A 15,438-nucleotide genomic window follows, 5' to 3' on the forward strand; every position below is an offset into this window, starting at 1 on the left:
AAAAGCAATGAAATAAATCAGTAAAATGGTTAGATTTAGTGTGTCCAAAATTTATTTAGGACAGGATTGATTATAAACAATAAAAATTCATGTAATTTATATCAAAAAAATAAAATGAAAATTCTCGTTACAGGAGCAACCGGATATATTGGCAAACGGCTTATTCCGTTTTTAATAAATGAAGGACACCACGTTGTTTGCGCCGTTCGAGATAAACTACGTGCGGATAAAACCTATTTAGAAGAAGAACTTATTGATATTATTGAAGCTGATTTCTTAAAACCTGAAACACTAAAAAACATTCCTTTAGATATTGATGTGGCATATTACCTAATTCACTCGATGTCTAATTCTTCTAAAGATTTTGAGTCGCTAGAAGAACGCTGTGCAGTCAATTTCAAAAGCCATATTGAAACAACACAAACTAAACAGGTTATTTATTTAAGCGGTATCACAAACGATAAAGAACTCTCGAAACATCTGAACTCAAGAAAAAATGTAGAAGACAGGTTGGTTTCTAACAATTATGCGCTAACTATTTTCAAAGCAGGTATTATTGTAGGCTCAGGTAGTTCGTCTTTTGAAATCATTAGAGATTTAGTTGAAAAACTGCCGGTTATGATTGCACCAAAATGGTTAAACACAAAAACACAACCACTTGCTGTACGAGATGTTTTATCCTTTTTATCTGGTGCCATAGGCAATCACTCCCTTTACAATAAATCCTATGATGTTTTTGGTCCAGAAATATTAACCTATAAACAATTATTACTTCAATTCGCAGAAGTTCGACACTTAAAACGGTACATTTTAACAGTACCCGTAATGACACCTAAACTCTCGTCTTATTGGTTATATTTTGTTACTTCAACATCTTACAAATTAGCATCTACATTGGTTGATAGTATGGGTGTGGAAATTATAGGCAAACCAAGTGATATTAATAAAACACTAAATGTCAAACCCTTAACATATAAACAGGCGGTAGAACTTGCCTTCGAGAAAATAGAACAAAATAGTATTGTTTCCAGTTGGAAAGATTCTATGATTAGCAGTGGCAGATTGCGTAATAATTTGCATAAGTACATAAATGTTCCAAAATATGGTTGCTTTAAGGACTATAAAGAAAGACCTGTAAAAGACTCAGAAAAAACCATAAATAAAATTTGGAGCATTGGAGGAAAAACGGGTTGGTATTACGGAACTTTTCTTTGGAAAACACGCGGATATATCGATAAGCTTTTTGGTGGCATTGGTTTACGTAGAGGACGCACAAGTCCAACAGATTTAGCCGCAGGTGATGCATTAGATTTTTGGCGGGTTATTTTTGCAGACAAAACACAACAAAAACTTCTACTTTATGCCGAAATGCGACTCCCCGGTGAAGCTTGGTTAGAATTCAAAATTGAAGATGGCCTACTCAAACAAACCGCAACTTTTAGACCAAGAGGACTTTGGGGACGTTTGTATTGGTATAGCGTACTTCCTTTTCATGGGTTGATTTTCACGGGCATGATAAACAAACTTACCGAGGTATAATAAATCCTTCTTATAGTTCCATAATTTATTTTGTTTAACATATTTGTAAATATGTTAAACATTTTATATATTTGAATAAATAGTTAACTATGATATTGGGCACGACCTATACTAACAAAAAAAAACAGACGCTAATTATCGATCTGGTCGGCAAACCCTTTTCACTTATAAGATCATTAAAAATGAACGGTATTGGTTCTAAAAGAATGATTATAGATAATGTTAGCATCAATTTAAAACAGTACATGAATTCGGTTCCAGATGCCAACTATGCCAATATAGAATTAAGAACAGGCGGTATTCTTATCCATATTAATAAAGGTTTACAAAACTTTACTTGGGCTATTCCTTACTATCAATTAGTAATTTATAAATCAAATGGAGCAAGTATTCATGCAGCTGGTCGATTTGTTCATTTTAAAAACAACAAAACGTTTCAGGAAAATAAGAATTTTTTCAGAAAGATGTTAGATGAAAAAATTAAGTATGATAAGCAATATGATTTTGAGCATTTATGGATTTAGTAATTCAAGATATTGATAGAATCATTGAAATGGCTTGGGAAGACCGAACAACTTTTGAAGCTATAAATTTTCAGTTTGGTTTAAAAGAACAAAAAGTGATTGAACTCATGCGAACCGAAATGAAACCAAGAAGTTTCAAAATGTGGCGTAAAAGAGTTCAAGGCAGAAAAACAAAACATGAAAAGTTACGGACTTTTGAAAAGGGACGTTTTAAATGTTCCCGACAAAAACAAATAAATCAGAATAATATATCAAAACGTTAAATTGCTATGATTAATATGGTGAAACCAAATTAATTTAAGTTGACTAATAGAAAAAACAATACCAATATAGTAAAAAATAAAACTATGGATTTAATAAACAGAGCCCTAGAATTTGAAAAAACAAAAATGAGATCATTATCGACTAGCGATCGTGTTAAACTTTCTAGAGAAGCAAAAACCTTGATTTTGGATTTAAATGAAATTTATAAAGTTAAAAAAGATGAAAAAATCATGGATATCATGAAACGCCTAACGGCTATAAAAAGAAAAGTAGAAAAACGATTAAAAGGCAAACCATTAACAGCCTAAATATTTCGTAATGTTCCAAAAAACAATGATTTTAATCATTAAATATTAAATTTTACATAATTATTCTCCATAAAAATAGAAAATGTCATAGATTTTATTATATTGTCAAATTGTGAAACATAACGTTTTTTCACACATATATTAAAATAGATTAAAGATTAAAAAATTATGGAGATTATTGATAAAGCTTTAGAATTCGAGCAACGTAGACACACGTTTAAAACAACTAGTGAGCGTATTGAATCGTCTAGAGAAGTAAAAAACCTAATACTAAGTTTAAATAACATTTATAAAGAAGACAAAGATCCAGAAATCATGGATTTAATGAAACGCTTAACTGTTATTAAACAAAAAATTGAAAAAAGGCTAAAGGGCAGGCCATAAAAAAGAACAAAGCCCTGAAACCATATGAAAACAATAATTGTTATAGGTGGTAGTAAGGGCATTGGAAATGCCATATTAAACAAACTACTCAGTCATTCCAAAGTTTTAAATATTAGCAGAACGGTTCCTGAATTCGAACACGCTAATTTATCTCACTTTTCTTGCGACGTTACTAAAGACGATTTACCAAAAATCGAACATGCAGATGGGTTAATTTATTGCCCTGGCAGTATTAATCTTAAACCCATTTCTAGATTAAGTATTGATGATTTTAAAAATGATTTTGAAATCAATGTACTTGGTGCCGTAAAAGCCATACAAACCTATTTGCCCCTTCTTAAAAATGGCACAAATCCGTCTATATTGCTTTTTAGTACAGTTGCCGCTAAATTAGGCATGCCGTTTCATGCCAGTATTTCCACTGCTAAATCTGGAGTAGAAGGTTTAGTAAAATCGCTTGGGGCAGAATTAGCTCCTACAATTCGCATAAACGCTATTGCTCCTACAGTAACAAATACGCAATTAGCATCAAAACTTTTACGAAATGACAAAATGGTCGAAAATATTACCCAGCGTCATCCGCTTAAAAAATTTTTAAACCCTGAAGAAGTCGCTGGAATGGCTGACTTTTTAATGTCCAACAAAGCAGCGTCCATGTCTGGTCAAATATTTGAAATGGATTGCGGTATTGTAAGTTTTAAAATATGAATCCATTAAAAATATTTATAGCGACCTTTTTTTCAAAAGGCAACGAATCTCTAAAAATGAATAAAACATCTATATACAACATCCCGATTAATAGGCTAAACGGAAAACCAATTGAACTTTCAAATTTTAAAGGAAAGCACATCCTTTTTGTTAATGTAGCATCTAAATGTGGTTTTACTCCCCAATACAAAAACTTACAAGCTTTGCATGAACAATACAATGACAAACTCCAAATCATTGGCGTGCCTTGTAATCAATTTGGTAGTCAAGAACCAGGGGATGAAACTGCTATAGCATCATTTTGCGAGGTTAATTACGGAGTTACTTTTTTAATCACCGAAAAAGTCGATGTTAAAGGAACAAACCAACATCCATTATATGCTTGGCTTACTCAAAAAACACATAATAATAAAAGAAACTCTAAAGTAAAATGGAATTTTCAAAAATATCTAGTGGACGATAATGGTCATTTAGTAGACTACTTTTTTTCTATAACCAATCCATTAAGTCCTAAAATAACAAAACACTTAAAATAACGCTATGTTCGGATTATTCAAAAAGAAAACACAAGTTGAAAAACTTCAAGACAAATTTAATAAACTCATGAAAGAATGGCATGAGCTATCAAGTATAAACAGAAGTGAAAGTGATAAAAAATATGCTGAAGCAGAAGCTATTGCAAGACAAATTGAATTACTAAAATCATCATAAAAATGAAGTTGTTTAAAACTATTTTTGTTTTTTCAATAATCAACTTTGGCGCTTTATACATTGGTAATATATTAATGAATGATGGGCCGCGTACTGCTTGGTATCAAAATCTAAATCAAGCACCTTGGACACCTCCTGGCTGGTTTTTTGGAGTAGCTTGGAGCACCATTATGATATGTTTTTCAGTTTATATGGCCTATTTATATAAAACTATGCCCAATTCTAAAGTAAAAATATTATTTGCCATTCAATTTATTCTTAATGTCATTTGGAATTACATTTTCTTTAATCAACATTTGGTTGGAGTAGCTTTAATTTGCATTATTTTATTAAGCCTTGTTGTTGGCAAATTTTTATTCGCTTATAAAGACCAATTAAAAACAAAAAGCCTGCTTATTTTACCTTATTTTATTTGGTTAATTGTTGCAACTTCATTGAATGCTTATGTTTTTATTTACAACTAACAAATCAATAAAAAAATAATGAAAATATACCGTCTTCACAAAAAGCAAAACTTACCTATTACAGTAACACAGGCTTGGGATTTTCTATCAAGCCCTGAAAACCTTAAAACCATCACTCCAGATTATATGGGTTTTAATATACTTTCAGGAGCAGACAGACCCATGTTTGCTGGGCAAATAATTCAATATATTGTAACGCCCGTTTTTGGCATTAAAACCAAATGGGTAACCGAAATCACACATGTTGTCGACAAACATTATTTTGTAGACGAACAGCGTTTTGGACCCTATACCCTATGGCATCATAAACATTTTATAAAAGAAATAGAAGGCGGTGTAGAAATGGAAGATATAATTGATTATAAAATCCCATTTGGAATTCTGGGTCAACTGGTTCATCCTTTTTTAGTAAAACCTAAATTGGAAGAAATTTTTAACTACCGGACACAAAAACTCGAAGCATTATTCGGAGTGTATAACAAAATGGAGCTCATTTAAAAGATTTCCGTTGTTATTTATCTTGATCGATAGTTGAAATACGGAAATGAAAAAATATTTTTCCTATGAAAAAAAAAGTTAACATATTCTGGTTTCGTCGCGACTTAAGATTAGAAGACAATCATGGACTATATGAAGCCCTAAAAGGAAAACAACATGTCCTTCCCATTTTTATTTTTGATTCTGAAATTATAGAACAGCTTCCAAAAACCGATGCACGCGTTACGTTTATTCATGAAACACTTCAAAATATAAATTCAAAAATTCAGAATGAATTTGATAGTGGAATAGCCATGTATCATGGAAAACCTATTTCTATTTACAAGAAATTAATAGAAACCTATAACATTGATTCTGTATACATCAATCATGATTATGAGCCTTACGCTCGAGATCGTGATGCTGAACTGAAATTATTTTTAAATAAACATAATATTGAGTTTAAAACTTTTAAAGACCATGTTATTTTTGAAAAAAATGATATTATAAAAAGTGATGGCACTCCATATTTAGTCTATACACCATACATGAAACGTTGGAAAGAAACTTTTAGAAAAGAGAATCTTAATCATTATCCATCAGAAGATGTATTGGCTAATTTAGTTTCAAACAAAGCGCTTTCAAATTTAAATTTGGCTGATATTGGTTTTTCTAAATCTGAACAAAGAATAAAGCCATACTCAGTAACACCAAAACTTATACAAAATTACGAAGCCACTAGAAATTTTCCTGCTCAGGATAGCACCTCAAGATTAGGACCTCATTTACGTTTTGGTACAGTTAGCGTTCGAAACATGATAAAAAAGGCCATAGGAGAAACCAATGAGATATTCTGGCAAGAATTGATTTGGCGTGAGTTTTTCACGCAAATCCTTTGGCATTTTCCACATACTCAAACTAAAAGTTTTAAACCAAAATACGATCGTATTGTATGGCGAAATAACGAAACTGAATTTAAAGCTTGGTGCGAAGGAAAAACAGGTTACCCTCTAGTAGATGCCGGTATGCGACAATTAAACGAAACAGGATTTATGCACAATCGTGTACGAATGTTAGTTGGTAGTTTTCTTTGCAAACATTTATTGATAGATTGGCGCTGGGGCGAAGCTTATTTTGCCGAAAAACTCCATGACTATGATATGGCGAGTAATATTGGAAACTGGCAATGGGTTGCAGGTTCTGGTGTTGATGCAGCGCCCTACTTCAGAATTTTTAACCCCACGACACAAATTGAAAAATTTGACAAACAATTAGAATACATTAACACCTGGGTTACAGATTTACATCAACTTACATACCCAACCCCTATTGTTGACCATAAATCTGCAAGAGAACGCTGTTTACAGGTCTATAAGGCCGCTTTAAACGGTTAACGTTAATAATGAGACACTTATTTATTAATTACGCTTTCTTTTCGACTTCCTCTAAGACAGCACTAAAAACTGTACATCCCTATGTTTTAAGGGCAGAAAGTTCATTTTACAAACTTCAAATTTAACAGATAGAGCTTAATTTTGTTAATTTACGCTCAAATGCGCATTGCTAATCTAGTAAGAAAACTCTAATTTCGCCTATCAAAGATTTTGTTTTCATCTAAATGCAATCTCGCAAATATTTTGACATTAGCAAAAGCAACTAAAAAACGTTATGAAAATAAACAAAACCATACCTTTTTTACTTAAAGTATATTTACTTGTATTGTCAATTTTTTCAGTTTTTAGGGTAATACTGTTTCTAACGGAATTAAACCGAATAGATTTTAATGAAGTAGATATTCTGACTATCGTTCAATCTTTCATAATGGGCATAAGATTTGACATTGTAATTTCTGGATATATCCTTATTTTCCCTGCCCTAATATTACTTATTTCAGAGCTATTCCTTATTAAAAGCAAAATTATTGAACAATTCTTTTTCTTTTGGATTTTCATTTTATTCACGATAGCTTTTACCATATCAGCGGCAGATATCCCTTATTTCAATCAGTTTTATGATCGTTTTTCAATCGGTGCCTTTGAATGGATTGAAAACCTTGATTTTGTTGTATCCATGGTTGTTCAAGAACCAAAGTATTTTATAATTAGCATCCCTTTTTTAGTACTTGATATTTTATTTTTTATCTTATTAAAAAAGTTATTCTCACAAAAAAGCGAACCTGTTAGATTACATATCTTCTTTAATACACTTACCTCTTTAATGTTCTTAGCTATAATGTTTGTTGGGATTAGAGGTCGTCTTCAGAAGAAATCCACAATAAAAGTAGGCACTGCATATTTTTCTGATAATTCATTTTTGAATAAACTGGGGTTAAATCCTGTTTTTACGCTCATGCGTAGCTATATTGAGAGTACCCGTAAAGAAAATGACAAAATACATTTAATGGATAAAACCATTGCAATCAATAAAGTGCAATCTTATTTGAACATTGATAAAAAGCATTATAAATCTCCTGTTGCAAGAAAAATTCAATCAGACACTATTTTAACATCAAAACCTAATGTTGTTATCATTTTGATGGAAAGCATGAGTGCCGCTAAAATGAAACGCCATGGTAACAAACAAGAATTGACTCCTTTTCTTGACAGTCTATCTTATAATTCAATATATTTTGAAAATGTCTATTCAGCAGGAAAGCATACATTTAATGGTGTTTTTAGTACACTTTTTTCTTTCCCTGCTTTGTATCGTCAGCATACCATGAGAAATATACGCAAGTATGACGGTATAAGTAGTACGCTTTTAAAAAACGGGTATTCAACGACTTACATAACAACACATGATAGTCAATTTGATAATATTGAAGGTTTTTTAAGAGCCAATGATTTCCAAAATATTGTAAGCCAAGCAGATTATCCTTTGTCTGAAATAAAAACAGCAATGGGTGTCCCTGACGATTATATGTTCAGACATTCGATACCTATTATCAATGATCTTTACAAAAAAGAAAATTCTTTTTTTGTCACCTTTTTAACAGGAAGCGATCATGGACCGTTTTACGTACCAGAATATTTCCACCCAAAAACAAAAGATATAAAAACTCAAATTATAGAGTATGCAGATTGGTCTTTACGGAAATTCATAGATTTAGCTTCAAAAGAAACATGGTTTGACAACACTATTTTTGTGTTTTTAGCCGACCATGGCGTTCCTCTTCATGCCAACTACGATATTGCATTAAACTATTTTCATGTCCCATTGGTCTTTTATGCTCCTTCTATTTTTAAATCCAGTAAGACCTATAAAAAAACAGGAAGTCAAATTGATGTTTACCCAACAATTATGGGACTCTTAAAACAAGAATATGTGAATAACACATTAGGAATTGACTTGATAAAACAAGAAAGAGCATATGCCATAATTAATGATGACGATAAAATAGGCATTATTGATTCTACATATTTTTGCATTATGAAAGAACAAGGAAACACCCCACAATTGTATAAGTACAGAGATATAGACAAAACAAATTATTTTGAACAGAATAAAAGAAAAGCTTTTGAAATGGTTGATTATGCAAAATCAAATATGCAAATACATCAAAATATGATATTAAGCAAAGAAATAACACTGCACAAAGATTTACATGTAAAATAGGCTGATATTAGTAGTAAAACTTTCAATTTTAACTTATTTGCAATTTGATTAAAAGTAAAATAACGGTAAAGTTATAGATTTAGCTAAGCGCTAAACCGAAAAACAGGTGCATTTTAATCTTTTACTTAAGTTACACAAACACACTAAGCCCTACTCCAAAACAACAACCAAAAATACGTACAAGTGCGTATTTTTTTTAACTATCCATAACCGTATCTTTGGTAGACACCATTCAAAACTAACATTATATGATACGCTTAAATTTAAACCCTTCGCTTCTTAAAAGTCTAAATTTCAACAAAAAAGATAATACTTTAGAAATAGAATTTAAACACCATATTAAAACTACTGAATGTATGGACATTCCTATTTCAATAGTAAAAGACTATGTAAGTTCAATGAAAGAAAAAGGTGTTTCAGTCATTAATGAAGACTGCCATGTAAACTTAAAAATAGTGCATTCTAATTTTATAGCGTCCTAAAACTATATACGCTCAATGTGAGCTCCAATAGCGCGCAAACGTTCATCAATATTTTCATAACCTCTATCTATCTGTTCTATATTTTGAATGGTAGATGTTCCTTTTGCAGAAAGTGCTGCAATTAATAACGACACACCTGCACGAATATCTGGCGAGGTCATGGTTGTTGCTTTTAAAGTCGATTTAAAGTCATGCCCAATAACAGTGGCTCTATGAGGATCACACAAAATAATTTTTGCACCCATATCAATCAATTTATCTACAAAGAACAAACGACTTTCAAACATTTTTTGATGTATCAAAACACTACCTCTTGCTTGTGTTGCCACTACTAGAATAATACTCAATAAATCGGGAGTGAACCCTGGCCAAGGTGCATCAGAAATGGTTAGAATTGAACCATCAATAAAACTTTGTATCTCGTAACCATCGGTATGTGCAGGGATATGGATATTATCACCTTGCTTCTCAACAGTAATGCCCAATTTTCTAAACACATTTGGGATTACTCCCAAATCGCTCCAAGATACATTCGTGATGGTAAGTTCACTTTTAGTCATGGCCGCAAGACCAATCCAACTGCCAATTTCAATCATGTCTGGCAGCATCGTATGCTCTGTTCCTCCTAAATTTTCAACACCATCTATAACTAACATATTAGAACCAATACCGCTAATTTTGGCTCCCATTCTATTCAGCATTTTACATAATTGCTGTAAGTACGGCTCGCAAGCAGCGTTATAAATAGTGGTTTGCCCTTCGGCTAAGACGGCTGCCATCAATATATTTGCGGTTCCAGTTACCGAAGCTTCCTCAAGAAGCATGTAAGTACCTTTTAATTTTTCAGCTTCAACACCATAAAACTGTTCTTCTTTACTATATCCAAATTTAGCTCCAAGTTTTATCAGCCCTTCAAAGTGTGTATCCAAACGGCGGCGCCCTATTTTATCACCTCCTGGCTTTGGGATGTATCCTTTACCAAAACGAGCTAATAATGGGCCAACAATCATGATAGAACCGCGTAAACCACGTCCATCAATCTTAAATTGGTCGGATTCTAAATATTCTAAATTAACATCGTCTGCTTGAAAGGTGTAAGAACCTTTTCCAATTTTCTCAACTTTAACACCCAGCTTTTTTAACAAGCCTATAAGCTTGTTAACATCAACAATATCTGGAATGTTGTTAATTGTATTTAACTCTGGAGTTAATAAAACCGCACATAAAATTTGTAACGCTTCGTTTTTTGCACCTTGTGGTTGTATACTTCCTTTTAGCTTATGACCACCTTCAATTTTAAATGTTCCCATACTGCTCTAATAGCGTTTTCTTTGTCGATTACTAGAACTTTTTTTGTGATGTCCTTTCTTACTGCTGCTCGTATTAGAATATTTAGTTTTAGATCGCATTAAGCTTGTAGCGTCTGTTAAGCTTTCCTCAGAATTTCTTAAATCAATTTTCCCTCCAGAAAGTTCAAATAAATGATTAAAAATCACAGCATCTTCTACCGTGTCTTTATTCCAATTCAAAAAACACTTTTTCATGTGATTCGCTATAGTATAAATCAAAGCTTCTTTAAGTTCGCCATCTTCCCAAGTATTAGCCACATCGATCATGGTTTTTATATTGTTTCCATAAAAACGGTATTTTGGGAAATTTTGTGGGTAGTCTAAGGGCTCTGGACGCTCTTCATAAATCTCTTTAGTAGGAATTTCGTAAGGTGAATCCGCGTCTAATTCAAAATTAGACATGATAAATAATTGATCCCAAAGTTTATGCTGAAAATCTGGAACATCGCGCAAATGTGGTTGCATATTACCCATTACGGCTATAATCCCTTTTGCCACTTTATTGCGTTCTTCTTTTGTTTCAAGTGATTTAGCGTAATTAATCATTTTCTGCATGTGGCGCCCGTATTCCGGAATGATTAAATGTTCACGCTCTGTGTTGTATTCTAAATTGTCTATTATCAAAATAAATGTGTAGAGTTAAATATTGATGCATGTAGTTGCTATGCATGCGCAAAATACGAAAAAAAACTAAAGACTTATGACACCTTCTACTTTTTCTGCAACTTCCTTGTATTTTTCAATTACAGCAACGGGGTTTTTCATTAAAACGTTAATAGATACACTAGTATATTTTCCGTTTTTAGATTCCTTAGTTTTTATTACTGCTCCTAAATTATTAAAAAACGACTCTATTTGCAGTATCTTTTCTTTATCTGAAAGCACTATAAATTTATATAAATATTCCGATGGCCAAAGTGCAGTATCATATAATTGTGCTTTTAATTTTTTATAAAATTCTTCTGTATTTTCAGGTGTGCTCATAATCCTTTTTTAAGCTACAAATATAAGGTTTCATTTGTATTTTTTTTATAGCAGTTAAATTCCGATTTTTACAGCAAATATGCAAAATTGAGCACAAAAAAAATTGTTATTACTGGTGGTCCAGGAACTGGAAAATCGACTTTAATCAATGAATTGATTAGAAGAGGTTATTCATGCCTTGAAGAAATTTCGCGCCAGGTAACATTGGATGCTAAAAAAGAAGGTATAGATCAGTTGTTTTTAAGCAAGCCGTTATTATTTAGTGAATTGCTTATAAAAGGCAGGCAAAAACAATATGTAGCCGCGAATATTTTTACTAACGAAACGGTTTTTTTTGATAGAGGTGTTCCCGATGTTTTAGCATATATGGATTTTATTGGTGATACTTATCCAGAAAACTTTGTAGAAATCAGTAAAAACTCAATTTATGACATGGTGTTCATATTAAAACCATGGAAAGCTATTTATACTAGTGATAACGAGCGTTATGAAAGTTTTAAACAAGCTTTAGAAATTCACGACTACCTACTTAGAACCTACCAGTCTTTCAATTATAAGTTAATTGATGTGCCTTTTGATACCGTTGAAAAGCGCACTGATTTTATTTTAAAAACGTTAAATATGTAACATGGAACACCCAATAAACATATTAGAACGCTATTGGAAATTCACGGAATTCAGACCAGAACAAGAAGCTATTATCAACGCTGTTATTGAGGGTGAAGACACTTTTGTACTTTTACCTACTGGGGGCGGAAAATCCCTATGTTTTCAAATTCCAGCTTTAGCTAAAAAAGGCATATGCATTGTAGTCTCTCCTTTAATTGCGCTTATGAAAGACCAAGTGCAACAATTAAACAACAAAGGCATTAAAGCCATGGCGCTTACAAGTGGTATAAGTTATAATGAATTAGATACGCTTTTAGATAATTGCATCTATGGGAATTATAAATTCTTATACCTGTCGCCCGAGCGTTTGCAACAAGAAATAGTTCAAGACCGCATTAGGTTAATGCATGTCAATTTAATTGCTGTTGATGAAGCTCATTGTATTTCACAATGGGGCAGCGATTTCAGACCGGCTTATAAAAACATAGCTATACTTCGCCAATTGCAACCCTCCGTAAATGTGGTGGCATTAACCGCTTCAGCAAAACCAGAAGTCGTAAAAGATATTGTTAAGGAACTCGATTTTATTCAGCCTAAAATATTTAAACAATCGTTTTTACGCCCTAATCTGGCATACATGGTGTATCATGAGAATGACAAACATTATCGACTTGAAACTATACTAAAAAAATATACTGGGTCTTCAATTATTTATGTTAGAAGCAGAAAGCTAACTTTAGAAATTAGCACGTTTTTAGAATCCAAAAACATTACAGCATCGTATTATCATGGCGGTCTTTCAAATATTGAAAAAGACAAAAATATGACTGCATGGTTACACAACCAAAAACAAGTTATGGTTGCCACCAATGCATTTGGTATGGGTATTGATAAACCAGATGTAAAAACGGTTATTCATATAAATTTACCAGAAAGTATAGAAAGTTATTTTCAGGAAGCTGGTCGTGTTGGTAGAAATGGCGACAAGGCTTTTGCCGTTATCTTAAAAAACAATAGCGATGAATCTAAGGTTAAAAATCAGTTTCTAAGCGTATTACCAAACGTTGATTTTGTAAAGCAAGTGTATAGAAAACTATGCAACTATTTTCAAATATCTTATGGTGAAGGCGAATACATTACTTTCGATTTTGATTTTAACACCTTTTGTAAAACCTATAACTTTAGCTCTATTTTATGCTACAATGCCTTGCTGTTGTTAGATAGAAATAGCATTATTACATTATCAAAACAATTTAAAAATAAAGTAACCGTACAATTCATTATATCGAATACCGCACTTTTTAATTATTTAGAAACACATCAAGATTATAATATTATCATAAAATCTATTCTGCGACTATATGGGGGTGTTTTTGATCACATTACAAAAATTGATTTAGCCAAGATTGCTGAAAAAGCTTCAGTTTCAGAACAGCTATTAATTAACACACTACAACAATTAGAAAGCGATGATATCATCGCTTTAAATTTAGCAAAAACCGATGCACAAGTCACATTTATTCAACCTAGAGAAGATGATAAAACCATCAATAGAATTGCATCAATAATAGAACAGCAAAACAAATTAAAACAGCAGCAAGTAAAAGCAATGCTTGATTATATTAAAAATGATTCGGTTTGTAAAAGCATGCAACTCCTCGCCTATTTTGGTGAAAAGGACATGAAACCTTGTGGTATTTGTTCGGTTTGCATGAATTCTAAAAAAAGAAACGCTCCACAAGATATTAATACCATAAAAAAACGTATTATAGAATTATTGGAAAACGGTGATCAGTCATCAAGGACTATGCTTGTCAACTTAAAATGTTCTGAAAAAGATTTAAAAACTGTTTTAAAACTATTATTAGAACATCAAATTATAACGATTACACCAACAAATACATATAAATTAAGTCATTTATAAAATGAGCTTCTTGAAATTTCAACTTAATTTGAAATTTCTGAATCGAATTGCGTCTGACATATAAAAAAACTCCAACAAATGAAAAATTTAAGAATTGTATTTATGGGTACGCCCGATTTTGCAGTTACCGTATTAAAAACATTAGTAGAAAATAAACATAATATCGTAGGTGTAATTACTGCACCTGACAAACCTGCGGGACGTGGCAGAAAATTAAATGAGAGTGCCGTAAAACAATATGCAAAAACTCAAGGTTTAAATATTTTACAACCTACTAACTTAAAGAACCAAGATTTTTTAGACAAATTAAAAGCCCTAAATGCCAATCTTCAAATTGTCGTTGCCTTTAGAATGTTACCAAAAGTAGTTTGGAAAATGCCTAAATTCGGTACGTTTAATTTGCATGCTTCTTTATTGCCAAACTATCGTGGTGCAGCACCAATTAATTGGGCCATTATTAATGGTGAAACAAAAACCGGGGTTTCAACATTTTTTATTGATGAGAAAATTGATACAGGTGATATGATTCTTCAAGAAGAATTAGCTATAGAACCAGATGAGAACGCAGGTAGCCTTCATGACAAATTAATGAACTTAGGTAGTGCTTTAGTTTTAAAAACCGTTGATTTAATACAAAATGGCGAAGTACAAACCATTCCACAAAAAGAAACTAAACATATAAAAACAGCATACAAATTAAATAAAGACAATTGTAAAATAGATTGGAATGCCAGTATAGACCATATATATAACATGATTCGAGGATTAAGCCCGTACCCAGCAGCATGGTGCACCTTAATTAATGATAGTGATACATTAGACATCAAAATATATGAGGCCGAAAAAGAGTTTATAAATCATTCTGAAGAAGTTGGTAGCATTATTTCAACTAAAAAGGAATTAAAGGTAGCAGTTACAAAAGGTTACATTATTATAAAAGAAATGAAGCTTCCTGGCAAGCGAGCTATGGATGTAAAATCACTTTTAAATGGCTATACTTTTAATGCAAATGCCAAAATGCTCTAAAGCCTTATTCTCATTGATATTATAAAATAATCGGTAAAATGCGCTTCCTTTATTAACAAACACCCTAAGT

At 32.1% G+C, this 15,438-nt stretch carries 19 protein-coding genes; 16 read left to right on the forward strand and 3 right to left on the reverse strand.

Annotated features, from left to right (window positions below; genetic code table 11):
- The first annotated feature begins 114 nt into the window (after positions 1–114).
- From ABD935_RS05940 to ABD935_RS06000, 13 genes are all read left to right on the forward strand, one after another.
- On the forward strand, positions 115–1,539 hold the full coding sequence (locus tag ABD935_RS05940) for an SDR family oxidoreductase (protein ID WP_345190767.1): 1,425 nt from the start codon (positions 115–117) through the stop codon (positions 1,537–1,539).
- Positions 1,540–1,721: 182 nt separating this feature from the next.
- Entirely contained in the window at positions 1,722–2,063 is a 342-nt protein-coding gene (locus ABD935_RS05945) for a hypothetical protein (RefSeq protein ID WP_345190768.1), read from the forward strand.
- On the forward strand, positions 2,054–2,326 hold the full coding sequence (locus ABD935_RS05950; RefSeq protein WP_345190769.1) for a TIGR03643 family protein: 273 nt from the start codon (positions 2,054–2,056) through the stop codon (positions 2,324–2,326). The genes ABD935_RS05945 and ABD935_RS05950 overlap by 10 nt, the downstream gene beginning before the upstream one ends.
- A gap of 84 nt (positions 2,327–2,410) precedes the next feature.
- Positions 2,411–2,635, forward strand: coding sequence for a hypothetical protein (locus ABD935_RS05955; RefSeq protein ID WP_345190771.1), 225 nt, complete (start codon positions 2,411–2,413; stop codon positions 2,633–2,635).
- Between the two features lie 168 nt (positions 2,636–2,803).
- On the forward strand, positions 2,804–3,019 hold the full coding sequence (locus tag ABD935_RS05960) for a hypothetical protein (protein ID WP_345190772.1): 216 nt from the start codon (positions 2,804–2,806) through the stop codon (positions 3,017–3,019).
- A 24-nt stretch (positions 3,020–3,043) separates the two neighbouring features.
- Positions 3,044–3,727, forward strand: coding sequence for an SDR family NAD(P)-dependent oxidoreductase (locus ABD935_RS05965; RefSeq protein ID WP_345190773.1), 684 nt, complete (start codon positions 3,044–3,046; stop codon positions 3,725–3,727).
- Positions 3,724–4,263: a glutathione peroxidase gene (locus tag ABD935_RS05970; RefSeq protein WP_425550200.1), complete on the forward strand. Its 540-nt coding sequence runs from the start codon at positions 3,724–3,726 to the stop codon at positions 4,261–4,263. The genes ABD935_RS05965 and ABD935_RS05970 overlap by 4 nt, the downstream gene beginning before the upstream one ends.
- A 4-nt stretch (positions 4,264–4,267) precedes the next feature.
- Positions 4,268–4,438, forward strand: coding sequence for a Lacal_2735 family protein (locus ABD935_RS05975; protein WP_345190774.1), 171 nt, complete (start codon positions 4,268–4,270; stop codon positions 4,436–4,438).
- 2 nt (positions 4,439–4,440) lie between these two features.
- Entirely contained in the window at positions 4,441–4,902 is a 462-nt protein-coding gene (locus tag ABD935_RS05980) for a TspO/MBR family protein (RefSeq protein ID WP_345190775.1), read from the forward strand.
- Positions 4,903–4,920: 18 nt separating this feature from the next.
- Positions 4,921–5,400: an SRPBCC family protein gene (locus tag ABD935_RS05985; RefSeq protein ID WP_345190776.1), complete on the forward strand. Its 480-nt coding sequence runs from the start codon at positions 4,921–4,923 to the stop codon at positions 5,398–5,400.
- A 65-nt stretch (positions 5,401–5,465) separates the two neighbouring features.
- Complete coding sequence (locus ABD935_RS05990; protein WP_345190777.1) at positions 5,466–6,773, forward strand: cryptochrome/photolyase family protein; 1,308 nt, start codon at positions 5,466–5,468, stop codon at positions 6,771–6,773.
- A gap of 274 nt (positions 6,774–7,047) precedes the next feature.
- Entirely contained in the window at positions 7,048–8,994 is a 1,947-nt protein-coding gene (locus ABD935_RS05995) for an LTA synthase family protein (RefSeq protein ID WP_345190778.1), read from the forward strand.
- A 248-nt stretch (positions 8,995–9,242) separates the two neighbouring features.
- Complete coding sequence (locus tag ABD935_RS06000) at positions 9,243–9,476, forward strand: hypothetical protein (RefSeq protein WP_345190779.1); 234 nt, start codon at positions 9,243–9,245, stop codon at positions 9,474–9,476.
- Positions 9,477–9,478: 2 nt separating this feature from the next.
- On the opposite strand, the gene murA is transcribed toward ABD935_RS06000, so the two are convergent.
- The 3 genes from murA to ABD935_RS06015 form a co-directional block, all read right to left on the reverse strand.
- Positions 9,479–10,786: a UDP-N-acetylglucosamine 1-carboxyvinyltransferase gene (gene murA, locus ABD935_RS06005; protein WP_345190780.1), complete on the reverse strand. Its 1,308-nt coding sequence runs from the start codon at positions 10,784–10,786 to the stop codon at positions 9,479–9,481.
- Positions 10,787–10,792: 6 nt separating this feature from the next.
- The gene (locus tag ABD935_RS06010) at positions 10,793–11,446 is read right to left on the reverse strand and encodes a DUF4290 domain-containing protein (RefSeq protein WP_345190911.1); all 654 of its coding nucleotides are present in this window, start codon (positions 11,444–11,446) and stop codon (positions 10,793–10,795) included.
- Positions 11,447–11,515: 69 nt separating this feature from the next.
- A complete protein-coding gene (locus ABD935_RS06015) occupies positions 11,516–11,809 on the reverse strand; it encodes a DUF493 family protein (protein WP_345190781.1) in 294 nt (97 codons plus the stop codon).
- Between the two features lie 87 nt (positions 11,810–11,896).
- Between ABD935_RS06015 and ABD935_RS06020 the strand changes: the two genes are divergently transcribed.
- The 3 genes from ABD935_RS06020 (at position 11,897) to fmt (ending at position 15,368) form a co-directional block, all read left to right on the forward strand.
- On the forward strand, positions 11,897–12,436 hold the full coding sequence (locus ABD935_RS06020) for an AAA family ATPase (protein WP_345190782.1): 540 nt from the start codon (positions 11,897–11,899) through the stop codon (positions 12,434–12,436).
- Position 12,437: 1 nt separating this feature from the next.
- Positions 12,438–14,342 (forward strand): RecQ family ATP-dependent DNA helicase, encoded by a 1,905-nt coding sequence (locus ABD935_RS06025; protein WP_345190783.1) that lies wholly within the window; start codon positions 12,438–12,440, stop codon positions 14,340–14,342.
- A gap of 78 nt (positions 14,343–14,420) precedes the next feature.
- Positions 14,421–15,368 (forward strand): methionyl-tRNA formyltransferase, encoded by a 948-nt coding sequence (gene fmt / locus ABD935_RS06030; protein ID WP_345190784.1) that lies wholly within the window; start codon positions 14,421–14,423, stop codon positions 15,366–15,368.
- The last annotated feature ends 70 nt before the right edge of the window (positions 15,369–15,438 follow it).

Source organism: Algibacter agarivorans, from assembly GCF_039543245.1.
GTDB lineage: Bacteria > Bacteroidota > Bacteroidia > Flavobacteriales > Flavobacteriaceae > Algibacter_G > Algibacter_G agarivorans.

Excerpts from the sequence above, each read along its gene's own strand:
- ABD935_RS06025 (WP_345190783.1), top strand. The coding sequence starts at position 12,438 with ATGGAACACCCAATAAACATATTAGAACGCTATTGGAAATTCACGGAA.
- ABD935_RS05940 (WP_345190767.1), top strand. The coding sequence starts at position 115 with ATGAAAATTCTCGTTACAGGAGCAACCGGATATATTGGCAAACGGCTT.
- ABD935_RS05990 (WP_345190777.1), top strand. The coding sequence starts at position 5,466 with ATGAAAAAAAAAGTTAACATATTCTGGTTTCGTCGCGACTTAAGATTA.
- ABD935_RS06000 (WP_345190779.1), top strand. The coding sequence starts at position 9,243 with ATGATACGCTTAAATTTAAACCCTTCGCTTCTTAAAAGTCTAAATTTC.
- ABD935_RS06015 (WP_345190781.1), bottom strand. The coding sequence starts at position 11,809 with ATGAGCACACCTGAAAATACAGAAGAATTTTATAAAAAATTAAAAGCA.
- ABD935_RS05950 (WP_345190769.1), top strand. The coding sequence starts at position 2,054 with ATGGATTTAGTAATTCAAGATATTGATAGAATCATTGAAATGGCTTGG.
- ABD935_RS05970 (WP_425550200.1), top strand. The coding sequence starts at position 3,724 with ATGAATCCATTAAAAATATTTATAGCGACCTTTTTTTCAAAAGGCAAC.
- ABD935_RS05975 (WP_345190774.1), top strand. The coding sequence starts at position 4,268 with ATGTTCGGATTATTCAAAAAGAAAACACAAGTTGAAAAACTTCAAGAC.
- ABD935_RS05945 (WP_345190768.1), top strand. The coding sequence starts at position 1,722 with ATGAACGGTATTGGTTCTAAAAGAATGATTATAGATAATGTTAGCATC.
- ABD935_RS05980 (WP_345190775.1), top strand. The coding sequence starts at position 4,441 with ATGAAGTTGTTTAAAACTATTTTTGTTTTTTCAATAATCAACTTTGGC.
- ABD935_RS05965 (WP_345190773.1), top strand. The coding sequence starts at position 3,044 with ATGAAAACAATAATTGTTATAGGTGGTAGTAAGGGCATTGGAAATGCC.
- ABD935_RS05995 (WP_345190778.1), top strand. The coding sequence starts at position 7,048 with ATGAAAATAAACAAAACCATACCTTTTTTACTTAAAGTATATTTACTT.
- ABD935_RS05955 (WP_345190771.1), top strand. The coding sequence starts at position 2,411 with ATGGATTTAATAAACAGAGCCCTAGAATTTGAAAAAACAAAAATGAGA.
- fmt (WP_345190784.1), top strand. The coding sequence starts at position 14,421 with ATGAAAAATTTAAGAATTGTATTTATGGGTACGCCCGATTTTGCAGTT.
- ABD935_RS05985 (WP_345190776.1), top strand. The coding sequence starts at position 4,921 with ATGAAAATATACCGTCTTCACAAAAAGCAAAACTTACCTATTACAGTA.
- ABD935_RS05960 (WP_345190772.1), top strand. The coding sequence starts at position 2,804 with ATGGAGATTATTGATAAAGCTTTAGAATTCGAGCAACGTAGACACACG.
- murA (WP_345190780.1), bottom strand. The coding sequence starts at position 10,786 with ATGGGAACATTTAAAATTGAAGGTGGTCATAAGCTAAAAGGAAGTATA.